This window comes from Aminobacter sp. LjRoot7 (assembly GCF_964252895.1).
GTDB lineage: Bacteria > Pseudomonadota > Alphaproteobacteria > Rhizobiales > Rhizobiaceae > Aminobacter > Aminobacter aminovorans_B.
Map to the genome: position 1 here is coordinate 868,905 of NZ_CAXUPX020000001.1, position 20,969 is coordinate 889,873.

Below are 20,969 nucleotides of genomic sequence, written 5' to 3' on the forward strand. Positions count from 1 at the left end.
CCGGCTCAAGCATTCGGAAAGCCCTGCGTTTCCACGGTGTAGCCAGCCGCCGTCATCGCCCGCATCAATTCGGCATGGCCGACCTGCGCCATCTTCAGCGGCGGGTTCTTCCTCGGATCCTGCTCGGCCTCGACGACGAACCAGCCCTCATAACCATAGTCCGCGAATTTCTGCACGATCGCACCAAAGTCGAGCGAACCGTCGCCGGGCACGGTGAAGGCGCCAAGCGCCACCGCGTCGAGGAACGACTGCTTCGTCCAGTCGAGCCCCTTGATCACGTCCAGACGCACGTCCTTCACATGCACGTGGTTGATGCGCTTGTGGTGGTTGTCGATGGCGCGCAGAACGTCGCCGCCGGCAAAGGCGAGATGGCCGGCGTCGAGCAAAAGCGGGATGCCCTCGCCAGAATACTTCATGAAGGCGTCGAGCTCGTGTTCGAACTGCACCACCGCCGCCATGTGGTGATGGTAGGACAAAGGCATACCCTGTTCGGCGCACCATTCGCCAAACGCGGTCAGCTTGCGGGCATAGGCCTTCATCTCGTCGTCTGACAGCACGGCCTTGCCGGCAAGCGGCTTGGAGCGGTCGCCTTGGATCGAGCGACCGACCTCGCCATAGACGATGCACGGCGCATCGACTGCCTTGAACAGCTCGATCATCGGCTGGATGCGGTCCTTGTTGGCCGAAAGCTCCTCATTGACCAGCGTGCCGGAGAACCAGCCACCGCACAAAGTCACGTCGGCCTGCTTCAGGATCGGCAGCATCTCCTCAGGCGTGCTAGGAAACCGGCGCCCCTGCTCCATGCCGGTGAAGCCTGCCGAACGCGATTGCCGCAGGCACTCCTCCAGTGACACGTCATCGCTCAGTTCGGCAAGATCGTCGTTCCACCACGCGATGGGGGACATGCCCAGTTTGGCTTTCACTTTCTCACTCCAGTCTCAGTTCTGTTCCAGCGCCGCCTCGGTGGCATCGCGTGTTCGTCGTCGTCAGCGCCGCCCCTCACTGTCCTGCCGTACATCTCTCCCCGTAGACGGGGAGAGAGCGGCTGGCATCACCGTATCGCCAATCGTCAACAGTGGCGTTTGGCAGCGGCGTCGCGGTTGGCGTCTCTCTCCCCGTTTACGGGGAGAGATGTCCGCCAGGACAGTGAGGGGCAGCGCCAACCTCACAAATCCGGCCCTCAGTCCCCAACCCGCTGCAGCTTGAGCTTCTCCTCATACCCCTTGCGGGCTGCATTGACCTCGGCACGGGCGCTCACCTCGGGCACGGCAACATCCCACCAGTGGCCGCCTTCGCCCGTCGAGATCAGCGGGTCCGTGTCGATCAAAACGACAGTCGTCCGGTCGCTCTTCCGCGCCCGGTCGAGCGCCGCTTCGAAATCGGCGATCGACGCCGCCTTCTCGGCATTGGCGCCCAGGCTTTTCGCATGCGCGACGAAGTCGATGTCGGGCAGCACCTCGTGTCGACTGTCGCGCAGTAGGTTGTTGAAGTTGGCGCCGCCGGTCGCCATCTGCAGCCGGTTGATGCAGCCATAGCCCCTGTTGTCGAGCAGCACGATGGTGAGCTTGAGACCGAGCATGACCGACGTCGCGATCTCCGAGTTCAGCATCAGATAGGAGCCGTCGCCGATCATGATGACGACCTCCTTGTCCGGTCGCGCCATCTTGGCACCCAGCCCACCGGCGATCTCGTAGCCCATGCAGGAGAAGCCGTATTCGGAATGGTAGGAGCCGGGTCCACCCGCCTGCCACAGCTTGTGCATCTCGCCCGGCAGGCCACCGGCCGCATGCAGCACGATGATGTCGCTGCCCAACGTCCGCTGCACCGCGCCGATCACCTGCGCATCCGAAGGAAGCGCTGCGTTGGTCGCCGCCGTCACCTTGGCGGCTGCCTTGCGCCATTCGGCCTTTCCGGTTCTGGCGTTTTCGGTCCAGACTGCAGGCGCCTTGTAACCGGCGATCGCCGCACCGAGCTCGGCGAGCCCTTCCCGGGCATCAGCCACCAGCGGCAGTGCCCGGTGCTTGCCGGCGTCGAACGGTTGCACGTTGAGCCCGATAATGGTCTTGCCCGAATTCTTGAACAGTGACCACGACCCCGTGGTGAAGTCCTGCAGCCGCGTGCCGACCACCAGCACCACATCCGCTTCCTCGGCCAGGCGATTGGCGGCCCCAGTGCCGGTCACGCCGACCGCCGCCATGTTGAGCCCATGATCGTCGGTCAGCGCCGACTTGCCGCCCTGTGTCTCGCAGACAGGAATGCCGGTGGCCTCAACGAAGCGGTCGAGTTCTTCCGACGCGCCGGAATAGAGCACGCCTCCACCCGCCACGATCAGCGGTTTCTTCGCCGCCTTCAGCACCTCGGCCGCGGTCGCGAGTTCGTCGCGGTCCGGACGCGGCCGGCGCGGCGTCCACACACGCTCGGCAAAAAAGCTCTCGGGATAATCATAGGCCTCGGCCTGGACGTCCTGGCACAGCGACAGGGTTACAGGACCGCATTCGGCCGGATCGGTCAGCACCTGCATGGCGCGCGCCAGCGCCGGGATGATCTGCTCGGGCCGGGTTATGCGGTCGAAGTAGCGCGACACCGGACGGAAGCAGTCATTGGCAGACACCGTGCCATCGCCGAAATCCTCGACCTGCTGCAGGACAGGATCGGGCACGCGGTTGGCGAACACGTCGCCGGGCAAAAGCAACACTGGCAGGCGATTGACATGGGCGAGTGCCGCCGCTGTCACCATGTTGACTGCGCCCGGGCCGATGGAACTCGTCGCGGCCATTATCCGCTGGCGGAAATTGGCCTTGGCGAAGGCAATCGCCGCATGCGCCATCGCCTGCTCGTTGTGCGCGCGATAGGTCGGCAGCTCCTCGCGCACTTGGTAGAGCGCCTCGCCGAGACCGGCGACGTTGCCGTGGCCGAAGATCGCCCAGACGCCACCGAACAGCGGTACCATCTTACCGTCGATCACACTCATCTGCCGCGTCAGGTAGCGCGTCAGCGCCTGCGCCATGGTCAGGCGAACGGTCTTGGTCATCGTCTTCTCCTCCCGCTTCAGCGGCGCATCCAAAGATGCCGGCCTCGCTTCAGCTGTCTGTTTATGCCGCCCGACGGTCGCGCGCCGCAAGCCATGCCTTGGTCAGCTGTTCGAAACGCTGGGCCATATCGTCGACCGCCGCCTGGTCGTTCATGCGGCCGGCCATCCATTCTTCCGCCGCATGGGCAAAGATGCTGCGGCCAACCGCGAAGCCCTTGACGACGGATGCGTCCGACGTCGCGGCGAAGGCCACTTCCAGTTCGGCCAAAGGCGCCTCGAGCCCGAGCAATACAACGCCACGGCAATAGGGATCATTGGTGTTGATGACCGCCTCGATCTTCTTCCAGGCGGCCGCCGACGCCTGCGGCTCAAGCTTCCACCAGTCCGGCTTGATGCCGAGCGCGTAGAGCTCCTCCAGCGCGCGCGGAATGGTGTTTTCGTCGAGCTTGCCGTGCTTGCCGGCGATGATCTCGATTAGCAGTTCGCGGCCGACCTTGCGCGCCGCCTCGAAGAGTGTGCGCAGCTTCTGCTGCTGCTCGGCCTTGAGTTCGGCCGGATCGTCGGGGTGATAGAAGCACAGGCACTTGATGCAGTGCTCGACCGGCCACTCCACCAGTTGCGAGCCGATGTCCTGCGAGAACTCGAAACGCAGCGGCCGCGAGCCCGGCAGTTCCACCGGCCGGCCCAGCCAGGAGAATGGATGGCGGGCGAATTCGAACATCGCATCGCGGCCGAACTTCTCGTCGATCAGCATGCCGTAGCCGTCGCGGCCGTCGGCCACCTTGGCCGCAGCCTTCACCGCCAGCACCTTGAAGTCGCGGACGCGCGCCGGATCGGCGCCCGTGCGGCTGGCGATGTCTTCCAGCTGGATGCGGTGGTCGCAGGCGAGTGCCATCATCGATGGAATCTCGTGCCGGCGCGTCGTTGCCCAGTGCACGTGGTTGATCGCTTCGTCCTTGCGCAGCGCCCGTTCCTTGCTGCCGTTCTTGAGGAAGAACTGCAGCTCGTCGAATGTCGGAATTTCGGGCGAGCAAAGCAGGCGCGACACGGCAAAGGCACCGCAGGCATTTGCCCAGGTGGCCGAGGTGGCAAGGCTCTCGCCGCCCAGCCAGCCGCGCAGGAAGCCGGACATGAAGGCATCCCCCGCGCCGAGCACGTTGTAGACCTCGATCGGGAAACCCTTGCCGACGATGCCGGCTTCGAGATCATCCGAAATCGCCCCGTCATAGACGATGCAGCCCATCGGACCGCGCTTGAGCACGATTGTCGCCTTGGACAGCGAGCGGATGGTCTTCAGCGCGTCGAGCAACTCGCTCTCGCCGGAAGCGATCATCACCTCTTCTTCGGTGCCGACGATCAGGTCGCAGTCACCCAACACACCCTTGATGTGGTTCGACACCTTGTCGGAGGCGATGTAGCGGCTTTCGCCCGCCGCATGCCCGGCCAGGCCCCAGAGGTTCGGGCGGTAGTCGATGTCGAACACCACCTTGCCGCCGGCTTCCTTGATCAGCTTCATCGCCTTGCGCTGGGCGGAATCGGTGTTGGGCCGCGAGAAATGCGTGCCGGTGACGACGATGGCCCGCGCCGACTTGATGAAAGCCGGGTCGATGTCGGCTTCCGACAGCGCCATGTCGGCGCAGTTCTCGCGATAGAAGATCAGCGGAAACGTCTTGTCGTTTTCGACCGACAAAAGCACCAGCGCCGTCAGCCGCTCCTTGTCGGTGGCGATGCCACCGTCGGACACCCCCTCGCGCAGCATCTGCTCGCGGATGTAGCGGCCCATGTGCTCGTCGCCGACGCGGGTCAGCAGCGCCGACCGCAGGCCGAGCCGTGCCGTGCCGATGGCGATGTTGGCGGGGCAGCCGCCGACGGACTTGGCGAAGGACGCCACGTCCTCCAGCCGCGATCCGGTCTGCTGGCCGTAGAGATCGACCGACGCGCGCCCGATGGTGATAACGTCGAGTGTAGGCTGGTTCTTGGGGTCGGTCATTCTGTCCTCCCGGTCGCTCCGCCGCGCCGGCCTGCCCGCTCGTTCAGTTAGCAGGCCACACAATGCAATTTCAATTCCAATTATCAGTCATCAGGAATTTTTATTCCATCGACCGATTGTGACTGTGCGCCCCGAGGCCAGTTGCCCCGAGGCGACTGTCCGCCCGTTGGCCTAGAGCCGTACGGTCTTGCCTTCCTTGGCCGACTTCAGCGCCGCATCCGCCAGCTTCAGCGCGATCAGGCCATCCTTGCCGTCGGGCGAGATCTTGGCGCCCTTGGTCACCGAGGCGACGAAGGCGGCGATTTCGGCGGCATAGGCTTCGGTGTAGCGGGTCATGAAGAAGTCGTGCAGCGGCGGGCGCGTATAGCCCTTGCCGTTGGCAACCTCGATCGACACGGCGCGCTGGTTCTCAGCCGCTACCATGCCGTCCGAACCATGCACCTCGATGCGCTGGTCGTAGCCATAGGTGGCGCGGCGCGAATTGGTGATGACGCATTGCTGGCCGGCCGCGGTCTCCAGGATGACGCTGACGCTGTCGAAATCGCCAAGCTCGCCGATCTTCTTGTCGACCAGCACCGAGGCGGTTGCCGTCACCGCCACCGGCTCGGCGCCGAGCAGGAAGCGCGCCATGTCGAAATCATGGATGGTCATGTCGCGGAAGATGCCGCCCGAACGCGTGATGTATTCCGCCGGCGGCGCGCCGGGATCGCGCGAGGTGATCACCACCTGCTCGACCTTGCCGATGGCGCCGTCGTCGATCGCCTTGCGCACGGCGGCGAAATGCGGGTCGAAGCGCCTGTTGAAGCCGACCATCAGCGTGCCGCCAGCCTTCTCGACCACGGCCAGGCACTGCTCGACACGCTTGGCGTCGAGGTCGATCGGCTTTTCGCAGAACACCGCCTTGCCGGCGAGCACGAAGCGCTCGATCAGGTCGGCATGGGTGTCGGTCGGCGTGCAGATCACCACCGCGTCGATGTCGGACGCTTCCTCGATCTGCTCGATCGAACGCACGTCGCAGCCATAGGCGGCGGCGAGATCGTTTGCCGCCTTTTCGAAGGCGTCGGCCACCGCAACGAGCTTGGCCGAAGCGTTCGAGGCCACGGCCTTGGCGTGAACCTTGCCGATGCGGCCTGCGCCAAGGACACCGAACCGAACTGTCATGACAACCTCATTTCCTTGGCCCGCGCCGTCCGGGCCTGCAATCTTGATCTCTGGGGATGGAGCCGCCCGCTGACGGGATGCCGGGCGGCCCAATTCGAATTTATGTCTTCTTGCGCTTGTTCTGGCGGTGCTGGTCGATGATCACGGCCGCAACGATGATGATGCCCTTGATGATTTCCTGATAGTAGGCGCCGACCTTGAGGAAGGTGAAGCCCGAAGTCAGAACGCCCAGGATGATGGTGCCGATCACGGTGCCGGTGATGCGCCCGACACCGCCCGAGAGCGAGGTGCCACCGATGACCGCCGCAGCGATCGCGTCGAGTTCATAGGCCACGCCCATGCCCGGCTGGCCGGAGGCCGCACGCGCCGCCGTCATCACCCCTGCCAGGCCCGACAGCAGGCCGGCGATGGCATAGACCTTGATCAGGTGGCCACCGATGTTGATACCCGAAACGCGTGCCGCCTGCGGGTTGGCGCCGATGGCATAGGTGAACTTGCCGTAGCGTGTGTAGCCCAGCGCGATGTGGAAGATGACGGCGACGAGCAGGAACACGATGACCGGCAGCGGCAGCGGAAAGCCGAAGATGTTGAAGCTCTTGCCGAACCAGGTGAAGCTGTCGTCGAGCAGCGCCACCGGCTGGCCGAGCGTGTACCATTTGGCCAGGCCGCGTGCCGACACCATCATGCCGAGCGTGGCGATGAAGGGCGGTATCTTGGTTCGGGCGATCAGCGAGCCGTTGACGATGCCGGCAAGCAGGCCGACGCCGAGGCCGGCCAGGATCGCCCAGATCGGCGACATGTCGGTCAGTGCGGGATAGACGGCGCGCGGGTTGGCCGATGTCTGCGCCAGGCTTGCCGCCACCATGGCGGCGAGGCCGACGACCGATCCAGAGGACAGGTCGACGCCGGCGGTGATGATCACCTGGGTCACACCGACCGCGATGATGCCGATCACCGACACCTGCAGGATGATGATCGACAGGCGCTGCTTGTTGGCGAGGAAGCTGTCGCCGACGAAAATCCAGCCGAGAATCTCGAAGACGATGGCGATGCCGATCAGCACGCCGAGGATGGACACCTCAGGCGGCAGGCGCTTCTTGCTTCCGATGACGTTTGCGGGACCCGCAATCTCGTTGGTCGACATGGTTCTTCCACCCTTGATCTCGTTGGCGCCGTCAGTGCGACGCGAGTTCCATGATTTTCACCTGATTGGCCTCGGACCGGTCGAGGAAGCCGGTGACCCGGCCCTCATGCACCACCATGATGCGGTCGCTCATGCCCAGCACCTCGGGCATCTCCGACGAGATCATGATGACCGCCACGCCCTGCCCCGCGAGCTTCGAGATCAGCCTGTGGATCTCGGCCTTGGCGCCGACGTCGATGCCGCGTGTCGGCTCGTCGAGGATCAGGATTTTCGGCTTGGTCAAAAGCCAGCGCGCGATCAGCACCTTCTGCTGGTTGCCGCCTGACAGGTTGATAATCGGTTCGGCCATGTCGGGCGTCTTGACCCTGAGTGCCTGGCTGATCTCGACCGAATCCTTGCCGAGCTGCTTCTGTTGCACGAAGCCGTTCTTGACGTAGCCAGCCTGCAGCACCGCCATCTGGGTGTTTTCCTGGATGTCGAGCAGGAGGAAACAGCCTGTTTCCTTGCGATCCTCGGTCAGGAAAGCCATGCCGTGCTTCATGGCCGCGGCCGGGCTGTCGATGCGTACGGTCTTGCCGAACAGCTCGATCGTGCCGGCGTCGGCCGGCGTCACGCCGAAGATCGTCTCGGCGATGTTCGAGCGGCCGGAGCCGACAAGGCCGGCGATGCCGAGGATTTCGCCCGAGCGCACGTCGAACGAAACGTCCGAGAATACGCCCTTGAGCGTCAGCCCCTTGGCCGACAAAACGACGTCGCCGATCGGCACCTCTTCCTTGGGGAACATCTGGGTGATCTCGCGGCCCACCATCATGCGGATGATGTCGTCGCGGGTCACCTCGGTCGAAGCCTTGGTGGCGATGTACTTGCCGTCACGGAACACCGAAAACTCATCGGCGATTTCGAACAGCTCATTCATCTTGTGGGTGATGTAGATGATGCCTTTGCCCTGTTCGCGCAGGGCGCGGATGATGGTGAACAGGTGATCGACCTCGCGCTCGGTCAACGCCGAAGTCGGCTCGTCCATGATCAGCACATCGGATTCGTAGGACACCGCCTTGGCGATCTCGACCATCTGGCGGTTCGCCACACTCAGCGTGCCAACCTGGATGTCGGGGTCGATGTCGATGTTGAGGCGCTTGAACAGGGCTGCCGTCTTGCGCCGCATCTCGCCATGGTCGATGAAGCCGAACCGGCTTGTCGGCTCGCGCCGGATCCAGATGTTCTCGGCCACCGTCATCGGCGCCATCAGGTTCAGTTCCTGATGGATCATGGCGATGCCGTGTTCGAGCGCATCGAGCGGCCCACGCAGCTTGATGTCTTCGCCGCGCAATTTGAAGCTGCCGGAATCGGGCGTGTAGATGCCGGCCACGATCTTCATCAGCGTCGACTTGCCAGCACCATTCTCGCCCATCAGCGCATGCACGCTGCCGCGCTTGAGGCGAAGCTGGACATTGTCGAGGGCGACAACACCAGGAAATTCCTTGCGGACGCTCTCGACCTCGAGAAGATAGCCGCCGTCCACCGCGGCCCCGCCCGCAGGCGCCGCTTCCATCGTACCAGTGCCTTGCATGATTGGTCCTCCCAGGCCGGCCCGGCTTTTCGTGCGGGCGTGGTCCTTGTGGGGAAAATGCGCCGCCGTTTCCGACGGCGCATTGGTCAGATCATATCAGTTCTTGGTGGTGTACTGGTCCATATTCGCCGGGGTCACCAGCTCGAACGGCACCCACACAGGCGACGTCACTGCTTCGCCCTTGGCGAGCTTCATCGCCGTGTCGACTGCACCGCCGCCCTGGGCAGCCGCGTTCTGGAACACGGTGACGTCAAGGTCGCCGGCCTTCATATAGGCGAGCGCTTCCTGGGTGGCGTCAACGCCGGCCACGATCACGCTCTTCATGTCCCAACCGGCAGCCTTCATGGCGTTGATGGCGCCGATGGCCATGTTGTCGTTGTTCGAGATGACGGCATCCGGCTTGTGGCCGGCGGCGATCCAGTTGGTCATCAGGTCCTGTGCCTTGACCGGATCCCAGCCGGCGGTCTGCTCGTCGATGACGTTCAGCTTGACGCCGCATTCGCTGCCGGCGTTCACGTCATGGATGTCCTTGGTGCGCATCACGGCGGCCTGGTTGGCGAGGTCGCCGACCATGATCAGGATGCCTGCCTCGGTCTTGCCGGCTTCCTTGAGGATGCGGCAGACTTCCTTGGTCTCCAGCGTACCGGAATCGACTTCGTTCGAGCCGACGAAGGCACCCTTGGCGCCCAGCGCGCCGACGTCGATCGGCTCGCGATTGACATAAACGATTGGAATGCCGGCGTCGTTGGCGAGCTTGGTCATCGGCCCGGTGGCCGAAGTATCGACCGGGTTGACGATGATGGCGTCAACCTTGGCGGCGATGAAGTTCTGGACCTGGCTGAGCTGCTTGTTGACGTCGTCGTCGGCGATTTCGATGACGACCGGCTGGCTGGCATCGGCAGCGGACTTCTCGATGCCCTTGCGCAGGACAGTCAGGAAGGTGTCCGAATTGGCCATGCTGACGCCGATGTCGCCGGCAAACGCAGAGCTGGCCATCAGCGCGGAAATGGCAGCGCCGAGCAAATACTTCTTCATGATTACTCTCCTCCACGAATGGTGCCCGGCTGCACCCCGTTGTGCCGGAAGCCCGCGGCCACGCCTTAGGCTCATATCCACGGGCGCCACCATCGCTCCTCTGCGATGTCGGTGCCGCCCGCCTCCCGATGGTGCCGACCCTGATTTCAGAATATTCGGGCCGTGTTTTTTCTATATGAAATGTTTATTCCATATTAAGGCCAAACGTCAAGAGACATTCCATCGCTGCCCCCTCAATCTTGGGAGAACAATGAAGTGCGCCGCCCGGTCGGCCGGACGGCGCTGGATCGGATAGCGATTTGGCTGGCAGAGGCCCTGATGTCAGACTCGCGAGCGGATAAACTCGATGCTCTCCGCAAGTGCTGCGCGCGGCTCGGCAAGCTTCTGCACGACAGGCGAAAACGGCTCGAAGGACAGCAGCCCCTGATAGCCGCCCGACACCAGCGCGCGAATCTGACCGACATTGTCGAGCCGGTCGCCTGCGTCGACCAAAACACGGTGCGGGTCGCGCATGTCGGATACCGTAACAGCGGGATCGTCGACGCCGGAAATATGCACCAGGCCGGTCATGCCAGGAAAGATGTCAGGTTCGCCGGCGAGATGGTGGTGGAACGTATCGTGCACCATGCGGAACGTGGTCGCGCCGCCAACGTCCTCGATGGCTTCGGCCGCCTCGCGCTTGGAGCGCAGCGAGCAGATCTCGAAGCCGAGCGGCTCGACAAGGCCGCGCACGCCACGGTCGCCGAGGATGGACCTCAGTGCCGTCAGCGCCGTCCTGAGATTGCGCTGGCGCTCGCCGTCGGCCTGCCCCGTGCCGTCATTGACCGGCACCAGCACCAGCGCCTTCGCACCCACGTTGCGGGCATAGTCGGCGAGTTCGATCGCCTCGGCCTCACGCACGGCATTCCATTCGTTGAAGCGCTGCAACGCGTTGATGGTTGCAATGGATATTCCATTTTCCGCAGCCTGCGCCTTGATGGCGGGGGCCGACGTGCCGTCGATGATGGCGTTGCCGGCGAGGTCGTTGCGAATTTCGACGTCGCTCAGGCCGAGTTCGCGGCACAATGCGAAGAACGCCGCTGGCTTCAGCCCGGGAGCCACCATGTGGTTCAGCGCGAAAGTGAGCTTGCTGGTCATGCCGAATTTCTCCTCCAGTAACGCGGGCGACGCGCGTCGATATTTCCGTTCCAATCTACCCATAAATTGGAACAGTCAATCCGAAAGATGATGCGAATCTATCATTTGGTGATAGATTCGCATGGCCAGCGAACCATGAAAGCGCCGCTCAGATGTTCTCCGGCAGGAAGATGTCGAACGGCAGGAAGGTCTGGCCGGGCGCATTGGCCGCCCCCTCCTCGATCGCATGCGCCATCAGCCCGACAAGCTCGCGGCACAACGACGCCAGCGGCGTCGCGATCACCATCACCGCCAGATTGTCGGCGAGCGCCGCGCGCGTATCCACGGTGATCTCGTTGCAGATCAGCACCGGCAGCGGATCGGGCTTGGCCTGGCGCAGCGCCGAGATCGCGCCTTCGATGCCACCGCCGGCGACATAGCAACCAACGAGGTCGTCATGCTTACGGAGCAAATCGCCAACGACCTCGTGGGTGGTCTGCCAGGACTCGTTGTTGACGATGGTCTCAAGCAGCGTGAATTCGGGCGCGTGTTCGCGGAAGAAGGCGCGAAAACCGATCTCGCGCAGCTCGTGGCCATGAAAGCGGTGGCTGCCGACAAACAGCGCCACCTTGCCCGGCCTGCGCGCGCATTTCGAGATCATCCACGCGGCCGTGCGTCCGACCTTGAGGTTGTCGATGCCGACATAACCCTCACGAATGCCTGACGCGAAGTCCGACAACAGCGAGAAGACGGGAACGCCGCGCTCCTTCAGCTCCGCCACGGCCGCCGTCACTGACGGATGGTCCGGGCTGACCAGCGCCACGGCATCGCAGTTTGCCGCCAGCCGGCGCAGCCGTTCCAGAATCTCCTCCGGCGCGAGCGTGTCGGCAAATTCGATGACACCAGTGCCGCGAAAGCCGGGCGCCTGGGCGATTGCCTTTTCCAGTTCACCGGCGAAAGCGCAATAGAACACGTCCTTCGGCCGCAGCAGCACGAAGCCCAGCCGATACACCGGCAGCTCCTTGCGCATGCGCTGCGCGATCAGCCCGGCGGCGTGATAGCCGATCGATGTCGCCGCCTCATAGACGCGACGCTGCGTTTCCTCACGCACCGGCAGGCGCCCGTTGAGCACCCGGTCGACAGTCGCAACGCTGACGCCCGAGGCCTGGGCGAGATCTGTGATGGTCGGGCGCTTGCTCATGTCCAATCCCTGGATTTACGCCCAGCTTAACCCATTATGATAGAAAATGATAGAAACTATCATGTCATGATTGAAAATATCGCATCTTGAGTTAGCATTCTACCAGCGAACGATGTCCAGCGCCCATCGCGGACCTGTTTCCGACTTCCTGGGAGAGAGCCATGACCGTGACGCCCTCGGCGCGCGACTACAGCCTTGTGGGAGAAAGCGCGCGCCGCGCCGTCGAAAGCGGCCTCGCCGCCGCCGAGTGGTATCACACCGACATTCCGCGCAAGCAGATGAAGGAACTGATGCAGCGCTCGGACGGCCCGGCTATCCGCGACACGGCAATCTGGCTCGGCCTGCTCATCGCCTTCGGCGCGGCCGGCGCAGCACTCTGGGGCAGCTGGTGGTGCGTGCCGTTTTTCCTCTGCTACGGCGTGCTCTACGGTTCGGCAACCGACTCGCGCTGGCACGAATGCGGCCACGGCACCGCCTTCAAGACGCCGTGGATGAACGACGCGGTCTACCAGATCGCCTGCTTCATGATCATGCGCAATCCGGTGACCTGGCGCTGGAGCCACACTCGCCACCACACCGACACCGTCATCGTCGGCCGCGATCCGGAGATCGCCGTCATGCGCCCGCCTGACCTTCTGCGCGTGGTGCTCAATTTCTTCGGCCTGCTCGACGCCTGGCACGCCATGGTCGACATGGTCCGCAACGCCGCCGGTATCATCAGCAAGGAAGAGAAGACCTTTATCCCCGATAGCGAGCAGCCCCGCGCCATCCGCATCGCCCGCATCTGGCTTGCCATCTATGTGGCCACCGTCACGCTCGCGCTTTATCTCGGCTCATGGCTGCCGCTGATGTTGGTCGGCCTGCCCCGCCTCTACGGCGCCTGGCATCATGTGCTGACCGGCCTGCTGCAGCATGGCGGCCTCGCCGACAACGTCATCGACCACCGGCTCAACAGCCGCACCGTACTGATGAACCCCATCAGCCGCTTCATCTATTGGAACATGAACTACCACGTCGAACATCACATGTTCCCGATGGTGCCTTATCACGCGCTGCCGAAGCTGCACGAGATGATCAGGCACGACCTGCCGGCGCCGTCCCAGTCCATGTGGGACGGCTACCGCGAGATGCTGCCGGCCTTCGTCCGCCAGCTCCGCAACGAGGACTACTTCGTCAAGCGCGAGCTGCCGCCGACGGCCCGGCCCTACCGCGAGGAATTCCACAGCGAGACGGCACTCGCCGCCGAATAGATTTTCGAACCCCAGGGAGAGAGAGACATGAGCGACTGGATCGAGGCCTGCGCGACCGGGGACATCGACGAGGAAGACGTTCTCCGCTTCGACCATGCCGGGCGCACCTTTGCGCTGTACCGCAGCCCGGAGGACGAGTTCTTCGCCACCGACGGCCTGTGCACCCACGAGCAGATCCACCTGTCGCAGGGGCTGGTCATGGGCGACATCATCGAATGCCCCAAGCATAATGGCCGCTTCAACTACAAGACCGGTGCTGCCCGCGGCGCGCCCGTCTGCGTCAACCTCAGGACCTATCCGGTGAAAGTCGACGCCGGCAAGGTCTTCATTCAGCTGAGTTGACCGAGATGACGGCGGGAATGGTCATTATCGGCGCTGGCGAGTGCGGCACGCGCGCTGCCTTCGCCCTGCGCGAAACCGGATACGACGGCACCATCACGCTTGTCGGTGCGGAGACGCATCTGCCCTATGAGCGGCCGCCGCTGTCCAAGGAGGCGATGATCTCGACGGATGCGCCCGCCATCAAGGCGATCGCCGATGCCACCCGCCTCGCCGAGCTCCGCATCGACCTGCTCGGCGCCACCTCCACGACCTCGATCGACCGCGCCAACCGCTCCGTTCGCCTGAGCGATGGCTCCGACCTCGACTACGACAAGCTGTTGATCGCCACCGGTGCCGTGCCGCGCAAGCTTCCGTTTGCAGGGCTCGGCTCGTACTGCGTCTATCTCCGGACATTCGACGATGCGCTGGCCATCCGCGCGCATCTCGGCCCCGGCCGCCGGATTGCCATCATTGGCGGCGGCTTCATCGGCCTCGAGCTCGCCGCATCCGCCCGCAAACTCGCCGCGGACGTCACTGTCATCGAAGCGCAATCCCGCATCCTGATGCGCGGCGTGCCGGAGGAAATCGCTACCGTCATCCACGAGGCGCATGCAGCCGAAGGCGTCGACATCATCTGCGGCGACGGCATCGCGACAATTGACGACAGGACCGACGGCGTGCGCATTACGCTTGCCAGTGGCCTGCAGATCACCGCCGATCTCGCCATCATCGGTATCGGCGCCGTGCCCGTCACGGCACTCGCCGAATCCGCCGGCCTCACCCTCAACAACGGCATCGCTGTCGACGCGCAGCTGCGCACCAGCGATCCCGACATCTTCGCTGCCGGCGACTGCTGCTCCTTCCCGCTCGCCGTCTATGGCGGCCGCCGCGTCCGCCTCGAGGCCTGGCGCAGCGCCCAGGAGCACGGCGCGCTCGCCGCGCGCAACATGCTGGGATCAGAGGAAGGCCATGCATGCGTCCCCTGGTTCTGGTCCGATCAGTACGGGCTCAGCCTGCAGATCGCCGGCCTGCCGGACGAAGGCGAGCGCACGGTGCGCCGTGACCTCGACGACGGCGCTTTCATCCTGTTCCACCTCAAGCAGGACGGCCGGCTCGTCGCCGCCAGCGGCATCGGCCAGGGCAATGCGGTCGCGCGCGACATCCGCCTCGCCGAGATGCTGATCGCGAAATCCGTCCACCCCGACATCGGCGCGCTTGCCGCGCCCTCGGTCAAGCTCAAGAGCCTGCTCGCCGCCTGACACCTGGCCGCGCCGCGCGTCTATTCGGGCGCGCGAAGGGCTTGGCAAAAGCCGCTTGAGAATCGTGCCGGTTTGCAGGACTCTGCGCTGGGCGCGAGGGCGTGCGGAGCGAACGACAATGCCGATCAGCGAATTCGGTCGAATGCCCGACGGCACGGTGGTGCAGGCGATCAACATCGCCGCCGAGGGAATAGAGGCCAGGATCCTCACCTTCGGTGCGACACTTGCCGACCTTATCGTCGCCACGCCTGACGGCACGCGCTCGGTCATCCTCGGCTTCGACGATCTCGACGGCTACCTCAGCCATGGCGGCTATTTCGGCGCCATCGCCGGGCGTTGCGCCAACCGCATCGCCGGCGGCAGCTTCGAGCTCGACGGACAGACGTTCCAGCTCGATCTCAACGAGGCTGGCCACACGCATCTCCATGGCGGCAGCGACGGGTTCTTTCGCCGCAACTGGCTCGTCGTCGACGCCAACGACAGTTCGGTGCTGCTGGCGCTGATCTCGCAGGCAGGCGATCAGGGTTATCCCGGCAAGGTCATCGCCACCTGCCGCTATGCGCTCGACCAGGGCCGCCTCAGCATCGCGCTCGGCGCCCGCGCCGATGCCCCGACGCTGGTCAACCTCGCCACCCACGCCTATTTCAATCTCGACGGTGGCGGTTCGATCCTCGACCACCGGCTCAAGATCGCCGCCGAGGCCTACACGCCGGTCGACGAGCACAATATCCCGACCGGCGAGGTGCCAGCCCTCGACGGCACGCCCTTCGATTTCCGCGAGCTTCGCCCGGTCCGCAACGCGGCGGATGAGGCGCACAGCCCCTATGACCACAACTGGGTACTCGCCATGCAACCGGCACCGGAGCCGTGGCACGCCGCCCGTCTCGAGGGCCCGCTGTCCGGCATCCGGCTCGACCTCTGGACCACCGAGCCCGGGCTGCAACTCTATGACGGTGCCTTTCTGCCGGTTGCCCCGCCCTTGCGCGGCGGCATCGCACCCGTGCGCCACGGCGCGCTGTGCCTGGAGCCGCAGCGCTTCCCCGACGCCATTCACCATCCGCATTTTCCAAGTGCGGTGCTGCGGCCGGACGAGATCTACTCGCAGGTCACCGAATATCGCTTCTCGATGGTCGAGTAGCCCTACACCCAGCCGCCATCGACGACGAAGTTCTGCGCCGTGCACATCCTGGAATCGTCGGCCGCAAGGAACAGTGCCATGCGCGCGATGTCGTCGGGCAGGACGCGCCCAGCCAGGCACTGGCCCTTGTCGATCTCGGCATTGGCCGCATCGTCGACCCAGAGCTCGAGCTGGCGCTTGGTCATCACCCAGCCCGGCACCAGCGTGTTTACCCGGATGCCATGCTTGCCGAGATCGCGGGCGAAGGATCGCGTCATGCCATGCACGGCCGCCTTCGACGTCGCATAGGCAGGATAACCGCCCGACGCCTTCATCCAGCCGATCGAACCGAGATTGACGATGGCGCCGCCACCGGCGGCGATCATGCCGGGCGCCACCGCCTGGATGGCGAAGAACGAGTGCCGCAGATTGACCGCGACACGGGCATCGAAATACTCCGGCGTCACCTCGCGCCAGTCGTGGCGGGTGTCGTTGGCGGCATTGTTGACCAGCGCCAAGGTCCGGCCGTGCAATGCCTCGATCCCCGCGATCGCGGCGCGATAGGCGGCGATATCGGTGATGTCGCAGGCACGGAAGGCAACGGAAGCGCCGGTGCCCGCCAGCTCCTCGGCAAGCGCCCTGCCCTCGGCTTCGGCCAAGTCGACAAATCCGACCTTCGCGCCCTGTGCGGCGAAGCTGCGCACCAGCGCCTCGCCGATCCCTGTCGCACCGCCGGACACAAGCACCGGCCGCCCGGCCAGGCTCGGATATGTCGCCATGCCATCACTCATCGCCATCACCTCACAATGTCCTGACCGCAACCGGTGCCACCGCCCGCGCCTGTTTCAGCGGATTGCGCAGCGCCAGCCCGAACTCCGCCGCCTCGATCTCGAACACGTCGCCTGGCTCGGCCTTCACCCCGTCGGCGAAGGACAGCGTGGCGGTGCCGAACATGTGCACATGTACGTCGCCCGGCTGGCGGAACATGCCATATTTGAAATGGTGGTGTTCGAGATTGGCGATGGTGTGGGACATGTTGGCCTCGCCCGACAGGAATGGCTTTTCCCAGATCGTCTTGCCGGCGCGGATGATGCGCGACGTTCCCTTGATGTCGGCAGGGAGTTCGCCGACCAGGATCTCCGGGCCGAACGAGGCGTTCCTCAGCTTCGAATGGGCGAGATAGAGGTAGTTGATCCGCTCGGTCACATGATCGGAGAACTCGTTGGCGAGCGCAAAGCCGATGCGGTAGGGCGTGCCATCATCACCGACGAGATAGATGCCGGCGATCTCCGGCTCCTCGCCGGCATCGAGCGCGAAATGCGGCGATACCAGCGGCTTGCCGGGATCGACCACCATGTTGCCATTGCCCTTGTAGAACCATTCAGGCTGCACGCCTGCCTGCCCGCGCGCCGGCCTGCCGCCGTCCAGCCCCATCCGGAACATCTTCATGGAATCGGTCAGCGTCTCCTCGCCGCTGGCATCCAGCTTCTTGTGCATGCTGTCGCGCGTCGCCGCCGAGCCGAGATGGGTAAGCCCGGTGCCAGTCAGGTGCAGATGCGCCGGATCGGGATGCCTGACCGGCGACAGCACCTGGCCGGCGCGGATTGCTGCCTCGAGATCGACAGTTTCGCCGGGGCCACGGTCGGAGACGATCGCCGCAAGCGTGGTTCCGGCGCGTACAGCCTCCAGCGCCAGCGCGTAGATCGACTTGGCATCATTGACCAGCCGCGCGGTCCCGCCTTCCCGCACCGCCACCCGGCTCTTGCCGTCGGCGAGCACTATCTGGGACATCAACATTCCTGCACTCCTTCCGTCTCGCCCCGGCCGGCCTCGTTTCCGGCGCCCGGCAAAACCTTTCCCGTCGCGCCACGCACACGCGCCGCACGCCTTGCTTGTTGTCTTCGAGATTGCGGGCCCACTCCTCCAGGCGCCGCAGCCGGTCGCTCCCCCGCGGCCTAGGCCTTCTTCTTGTTGTAGAGGTCGAAGGCGACAGCGCCGAGCAGCACCAGGCCCTTGATCACCTGCTGCCAGTCGATGTTGATGCCCATGATCGACATGCCGTTGTTCATCACGCCCATGATGAAGGCGCCGATGACGGCACCTGCCACCTGGCCGACGCCACCCAGCGCCGAAGCACCACCGATGAACACCGCGGCAATGACGTCGAGCTCCATGCCGGCACCGGCCTTGGGCGTCGCCATGTTGAGGCGGGCGGCGAAGATCAGTCCGGCAAGGGCTGCCAACGCGCCCATGATGGCGAAGATGTAGAATGTCAGCCGCTCGGTGTGGATGCCCGAGAGTGCGGCCGCCTTGACGTTGCCACCCATCGCATAGATGCGCCGGCCAAAGGTCATGCGCTTGGTTACGAAGACGAACACGGCGATGAGCACGCCCATCACGACAAGCACGTTGGGCAGGCCGCGATAGGAGGCCAACATGTAGAGCAGGAAGAGCACAATGCCTGCCATGACGACGTTCTTCAGCACGAAGAAGCCGAAGGGCTCGGCGTCATAGCCGTGGCTCTCGCGGTTGCGCCGGCTTTTCAGCGCCGCGTAGAGCATTCCCGCCACGATCAACAGGGCGATGACGATTGTGGTCGCATGCAGCTTGACCCCACCGATGGTCCACGGGCCGATCGGGTCGGGGATGAAGCCCGCTGACAGCATCTGGAATTCCGGCTGGAACGGGCCGACCGAGCGGCCGCCGAGCAGCCACAGTGCCAGTCCCTTGAACACCAGCATGCCGGCCAGCGTGACGATGAAGGACGGGATTTTCATGTAGGCGATGAAGTAGCCCTGCACACCACCAATGACGGCGCCGACGCATATGCATATCAGTCCGGCAAGAAACGGATTGAAGCCGAAATCGACCATCAGCACGGCTGCCACCGCCCCGATGAAGCCGGCCACCGAGCCGACTGACAGATCGATGTGCCCGGCGACGATGACCAGCAGCATGCCAAGCGCCATGACAATGATGTAGGAGTTCTGCAGGATCAGGTTGGTCAGGTTGACCGGCTTGAACAGCACGCCGTTGGTGGTGAACTGGAAGAAGATCATGATGGCGATAAGCGCCAGCACCAGCCCGTATTCGCGCAGGTTGGCCTTGATCGCATCCTGCGCCGTCGCCTTGGCGGAACTGACAGTCGGGGCAGCTGTCTCCGTGCTCATGCTGCTTTCTCCTCGCCGCGGACGATCGCCCGCATGATCTTTTCCTGGCTCGCCTCGCTGGCGTTCATCTCGCCGACGATGCGTCCCTCGTTGAGCACATAGATGCGGTCGCAGATGCCGAGCAGCTCCGGCATTTCCGACGAGATCACCAATATGCCTTTGCCCTCGTCGGCGAGCTTGTTGATGATCGTGTAGATTTCATACTTGGCCCCGACATCGATGCCGCGCGTCGGCTCGTCGAGGATCAGCACGTCCGGATTGGCAAACAGCCACTTCGACAGCACCACCTTCTGCTGGTTGCCGCCGGAAAGATTGCCGGTGATCTGGTAGACGCTGGACGAGCGGATGTTCGTCTTCTTGCGATATTCGTTGGCGGCCCGGATCTCGGCATTGTCGTCGATGACACCCGACCGCGACGACACGGCCAGCAGGTTGGCGACGGTCACATTGTGCTTGATGTGGTCGATCAGGTTGAGCCCGTAGACCTTGCGGTCCTCGGTGGCATAGGCGAGGCCTGCCTTGACCGCCTTGCCCACCGAAGAGGTGTCCGCCGGCTTGCCGTGCAGCAGCACCTCGCCCGAGATGTTGGTGCCGTAGGACCGGCCGAAGACGCTCATCGCGAACTCGGTACGCCCGGCTCCCATCAGCCCGGCGATGCCGACGACCTCGCCCTTGCGCACCGACAGGTTGACGTTCTTGATGATCTGCCGCTCCGGATGCAGCGGGTGATGGACCGACCAGTTCTTCACCTCGAAGATGGTCTCGCCGATGTTTGGTTCGCGGTGCGGATAGCGGTTCTCGAGGCTGCGGCCGACCATCGAGGTGACGATGCGGTCCTCGGTGATGTCTGCCTTGTCCATCGTTTCGATCGACTGGCCGTCGCGGATGATGGTGATCTGGTCGGCGATGCGCTTGATCTCGTTGAGCTTGTGCGAAATCATGATCGAGGTCATGCCTTGCGCCTTGAACTCGACGAGCAGGTCGAGCAGCGACTGACTGTCCTTCTCCGACAACGAAGCCGTCGGCTCGTCGAGGATCAGCAGCCGGACGTCCTTGGCAAGCGCCTTGGCGATTTCCACCAGTTGCTGCTTGCCCGTGCCGATGTTGGTGATCAGCGTGTCGGGGTCCTCGCGCAGGCCAACCTTCTTCAACAACTCGGCGGCGCGGCGGCGCACCTTGTCCCAGTTGATGATGCCGTTGGTCGCCTGTTCGTTGCCCAAGAACATGTTTTCGGCGATCGACAGCATAGGCACCAGCGCAAGCTCCTGGTGGATGATGACGATGCCGCGCTTTTCGGAATCGTGGATGCCGTTGAAGCGGCATTCCTGGCCTTCGTAGCGGATGTCGCCGGAATAGCTGCCGAACGGATAGACACCCGAGAGGACCTTCATCAGCGTCGACTTGCCGGCGCCATTCTCGCCGCAGATGGCGTGAATGTCGCCGCGCCTCACCTTGAGATTGACGTTCTCGAGCGCCTTGACGCCCGGGAAAGTCTTGGTGATGTCGCGCATTTCCAGAATGATGTCGTCACTCATGGTCCCTCGCTCGAAGTGGCGCCCCGCCCGTCCGGGAAAATGACCCGAAAACGGAGGTAGCGTACTCTC

Annotated in this window: 17 protein-coding genes; 4 read left to right on the forward strand and 13 right to left on the reverse strand. The window is 64.1% G+C overall.

The window, feature by feature from the left end; all coding sequences use genetic code 11:
* Positions 1–5: 5 nt before the first annotated feature.
* From iolE to ACSQ3E_RS04285, 9 genes are all read right to left on the reverse strand, one after another.
* On the reverse strand, positions 6–923 hold the full coding sequence (gene iolE / locus ACSQ3E_RS04245) for a myo-inosose-2 dehydratase (RefSeq protein ID WP_436121731.1): 918 nt from the start codon (positions 921–923) through the stop codon (positions 6–8).
* A 257-nt stretch (positions 924–1,180) separates the two neighbouring features.
* Positions 1,181–3,031 carry a 3D-(3,5/4)-trihydroxycyclohexane-1,2-dione acylhydrolase (decyclizing) gene (gene iolD / locus ACSQ3E_RS04250; RefSeq protein WP_436121732.1) on the reverse strand — a complete coding sequence of 617 codons (1,851 nt, stop codon included), beginning with the start codon at positions 3,029–3,031 and terminating at the stop codon, positions 1,181–1,183.
* Positions 3,032–3,092: 61 nt separating this feature from the next.
* Positions 3,093–5,021: a bifunctional 5-dehydro-2-deoxygluconokinase/5-dehydro-2-deoxyphosphogluconate aldolase gene (locus tag ACSQ3E_RS04255; protein ID WP_436121733.1), complete on the reverse strand. Its 1,929-nt coding sequence runs from the start codon at positions 5,019–5,021 to the stop codon at positions 3,093–3,095.
* A 171-nt stretch (positions 5,022–5,192) separates the two neighbouring features.
* The gene (iolG, locus tag ACSQ3E_RS04260) at positions 5,193–6,182 is read right to left on the reverse strand and encodes an inositol 2-dehydrogenase (protein ID WP_310322091.1); all 990 of its coding nucleotides are present in this window, start codon (positions 6,180–6,182) and stop codon (positions 5,193–5,195) included.
* A gap of 100 nt (positions 6,183–6,282) precedes the next feature.
* Positions 6,283–7,326, reverse strand: a complete 1,044-nt coding sequence (locus ACSQ3E_RS04265; protein ID WP_310322093.1) for an ABC transporter permease — start codon at positions 7,324–7,326, stop codon at positions 6,283–6,285.
* Between the two features lie 31 nt (positions 7,327–7,357).
* Positions 7,358–8,896 (reverse strand): sugar ABC transporter ATP-binding protein, encoded by a 1,539-nt coding sequence (locus ACSQ3E_RS04270; RefSeq protein WP_436121734.1) that lies wholly within the window; start codon positions 8,894–8,896, stop codon positions 7,358–7,360.
* A gap of 96 nt (positions 8,897–8,992) precedes the next feature.
* Positions 8,993–9,931: a substrate-binding domain-containing protein gene (locus tag ACSQ3E_RS04275; protein WP_436121735.1), complete on the reverse strand. Its 939-nt coding sequence runs from the start codon at positions 9,929–9,931 to the stop codon at positions 8,993–8,995.
* Positions 9,932–10,252: 321 nt separating this feature from the next.
* Positions 10,253–11,068, reverse strand: coding sequence for a TIM barrel protein (locus ACSQ3E_RS04280; protein WP_436121736.1), 816 nt, complete (start codon positions 11,066–11,068; stop codon positions 10,253–10,255).
* 148 nt (positions 11,069–11,216) lie between these two features.
* Positions 11,217–12,248 carry a LacI family DNA-binding transcriptional regulator gene (locus tag ACSQ3E_RS04285; protein ID WP_436121737.1) on the reverse strand — a complete coding sequence of 344 codons (1,032 nt, stop codon included), beginning with the start codon at positions 12,246–12,248 and terminating at the stop codon, positions 11,217–11,219.
* Between the two features lie 161 nt (positions 12,249–12,409).
* Here ACSQ3E_RS04285 and ACSQ3E_RS04290 point away from each other — a divergent pair, with 161 nt between their 5' ends.
* The 4 genes from ACSQ3E_RS04290 (at position 12,410) to ACSQ3E_RS04305 (ending at position 16,216) form a co-directional block, all read left to right on the forward strand.
* A complete protein-coding gene (locus tag ACSQ3E_RS04290; RefSeq protein ID WP_436121738.1) occupies positions 12,410–13,498 on the forward strand; it encodes a fatty acid desaturase family protein in 1,089 nt (362 codons plus the stop codon).
* A 27-nt stretch (positions 13,499–13,525) separates the two neighbouring features.
* Entirely contained in the window at positions 13,526–13,840 is a 315-nt protein-coding gene (locus ACSQ3E_RS04295; protein ID WP_436121739.1) for a MocE family 2Fe-2S type ferredoxin, read from the forward strand.
* A gap of 5 nt (positions 13,841–13,845) precedes the next feature.
* The gene (locus ACSQ3E_RS04300) at positions 13,846–15,078 is read left to right on the forward strand and encodes an NAD(P)/FAD-dependent oxidoreductase (RefSeq protein ID WP_436121740.1); all 1,233 of its coding nucleotides are present in this window, start codon (positions 13,846–13,848) and stop codon (positions 15,076–15,078) included.
* Positions 15,079–15,196: 118 nt separating this feature from the next.
* On the forward strand, positions 15,197–16,216 hold the full coding sequence (locus tag ACSQ3E_RS04305; protein WP_436121741.1) for an aldose epimerase family protein: 1,020 nt from the start codon (positions 15,197–15,199) through the stop codon (positions 16,214–16,216).
* Between the two features lie 2 nt (positions 16,217–16,218).
* On the opposite strand, the gene ACSQ3E_RS04310 is transcribed toward ACSQ3E_RS04305, so the two are convergent.
* From ACSQ3E_RS04310 to mmsA, 4 genes are all read right to left on the reverse strand, one after another.
* On the reverse strand, positions 16,219–16,974 hold the full coding sequence (locus ACSQ3E_RS04310) for an SDR family NAD(P)-dependent oxidoreductase (protein WP_436121742.1): 756 nt from the start codon (positions 16,972–16,974) through the stop codon (positions 16,219–16,221).
* Between the two features lie 22 nt (positions 16,975–16,996).
* Positions 16,997–17,992, reverse strand: a complete 996-nt coding sequence (gene araD1, locus ACSQ3E_RS04315) for an AraD1 family protein (RefSeq protein WP_436121743.1) — start codon at positions 17,990–17,992, stop codon at positions 16,997–16,999.
* A 158-nt stretch (positions 17,993–18,150) separates the two neighbouring features.
* Positions 18,151–19,365, reverse strand: a complete 1,215-nt coding sequence (gene mmsB / locus ACSQ3E_RS04320) for a multiple monosaccharide ABC transporter permease (protein WP_310322116.1) — start codon at positions 19,363–19,365, stop codon at positions 18,151–18,153.
* The gene (mmsA, locus tag ACSQ3E_RS04325) at positions 19,362–20,900 is read right to left on the reverse strand and encodes a multiple monosaccharide ABC transporter ATP-binding protein (RefSeq protein ID WP_436121744.1); all 1,539 of its coding nucleotides are present in this window, start codon (positions 20,898–20,900) and stop codon (positions 19,362–19,364) included. The genes mmsB and mmsA overlap by 4 nt, the downstream gene beginning before the upstream one ends.
* Positions 20,901–20,969 lie beyond the last annotated feature (69 nt).

Bases quoted from the DNA above. Each gene is read 5' to 3' on its own strand.
- iolD (WP_436121732.1), bottom strand. From the start codon at position 3,031: ATGACCAAGACCGTTCGCCTGACCATGGCGCAGGCGCTGACGCGCTAC.
- ACSQ3E_RS04255 (WP_436121733.1), bottom strand. From the start codon at position 5,021: ATGACCGACCCCAAGAACCAGCCTACACTCGACGTTATCACCATCGGG.
- iolG (WP_310322091.1), bottom strand. From the start codon at position 6,182: ATGACAGTTCGGTTCGGTGTCCTTGGCGCAGGCCGCATCGGCAAGGTT.
- ACSQ3E_RS04265 (WP_310322093.1), bottom strand. From the start codon at position 7,326: ATGTCGACCAACGAGATTGCGGGTCCCGCAAACGTCATCGGAAGCAAG.
- ACSQ3E_RS04270 (WP_436121734.1), bottom strand. From the start codon at position 8,896: ATGCAAGGCACTGGTACGATGGAAGCGGCGCCTGCGGGCGGGGCCGCG.
- ACSQ3E_RS04275 (WP_436121735.1), bottom strand. From the start codon at position 9,931: ATGAAGAAGTATTTGCTCGGCGCTGCCATTTCCGCGCTGATGGCCAGC.
- ACSQ3E_RS04280 (WP_436121736.1), bottom strand. From the start codon at position 11,068: ATGACCAGCAAGCTCACTTTCGCGCTGAACCACATGGTGGCTCCCGGG.
- ACSQ3E_RS04285 (WP_436121737.1), bottom strand. From the start codon at position 12,248: ATGAGCAAGCGCCCGACCATCACAGATCTCGCCCAGGCCTCGGGCGTC.
- ACSQ3E_RS04290 (WP_436121738.1), top strand. From the start codon at position 12,410: ATGACCGTGACGCCCTCGGCGCGCGACTACAGCCTTGTGGGAGAAAGC.
- ACSQ3E_RS04295 (WP_436121739.1), top strand. From the start codon at position 13,526: ATGAGCGACTGGATCGAGGCCTGCGCGACCGGGGACATCGACGAGGAA.
- ACSQ3E_RS04300 (WP_436121740.1), top strand. From the start codon at position 13,846: ATGACGGCGGGAATGGTCATTATCGGCGCTGGCGAGTGCGGCACGCGC.
- ACSQ3E_RS04305 (WP_436121741.1), top strand. From the start codon at position 15,197: ATGCCGATCAGCGAATTCGGTCGAATGCCCGACGGCACGGTGGTGCAG.
- ACSQ3E_RS04310 (WP_436121742.1), bottom strand. From the start codon at position 16,974: ATGGCGACATATCCGAGCCTGGCCGGGCGGCCGGTGCTTGTGTCCGGC.
- araD1 (WP_436121743.1), bottom strand. From the start codon at position 17,992: ATGTTGATGTCCCAGATAGTGCTCGCCGACGGCAAGAGCCGGGTGGCG.
- mmsB (WP_310322116.1), bottom strand. From the start codon at position 19,365: ATGAGCACGGAGACAGCTGCCCCGACTGTCAGTTCCGCCAAGGCGACG.
- mmsA (WP_436121744.1), bottom strand. From the start codon at position 20,900: ATGAGTGACGACATCATTCTGGAAATGCGCGACATCACCAAGACTTTC.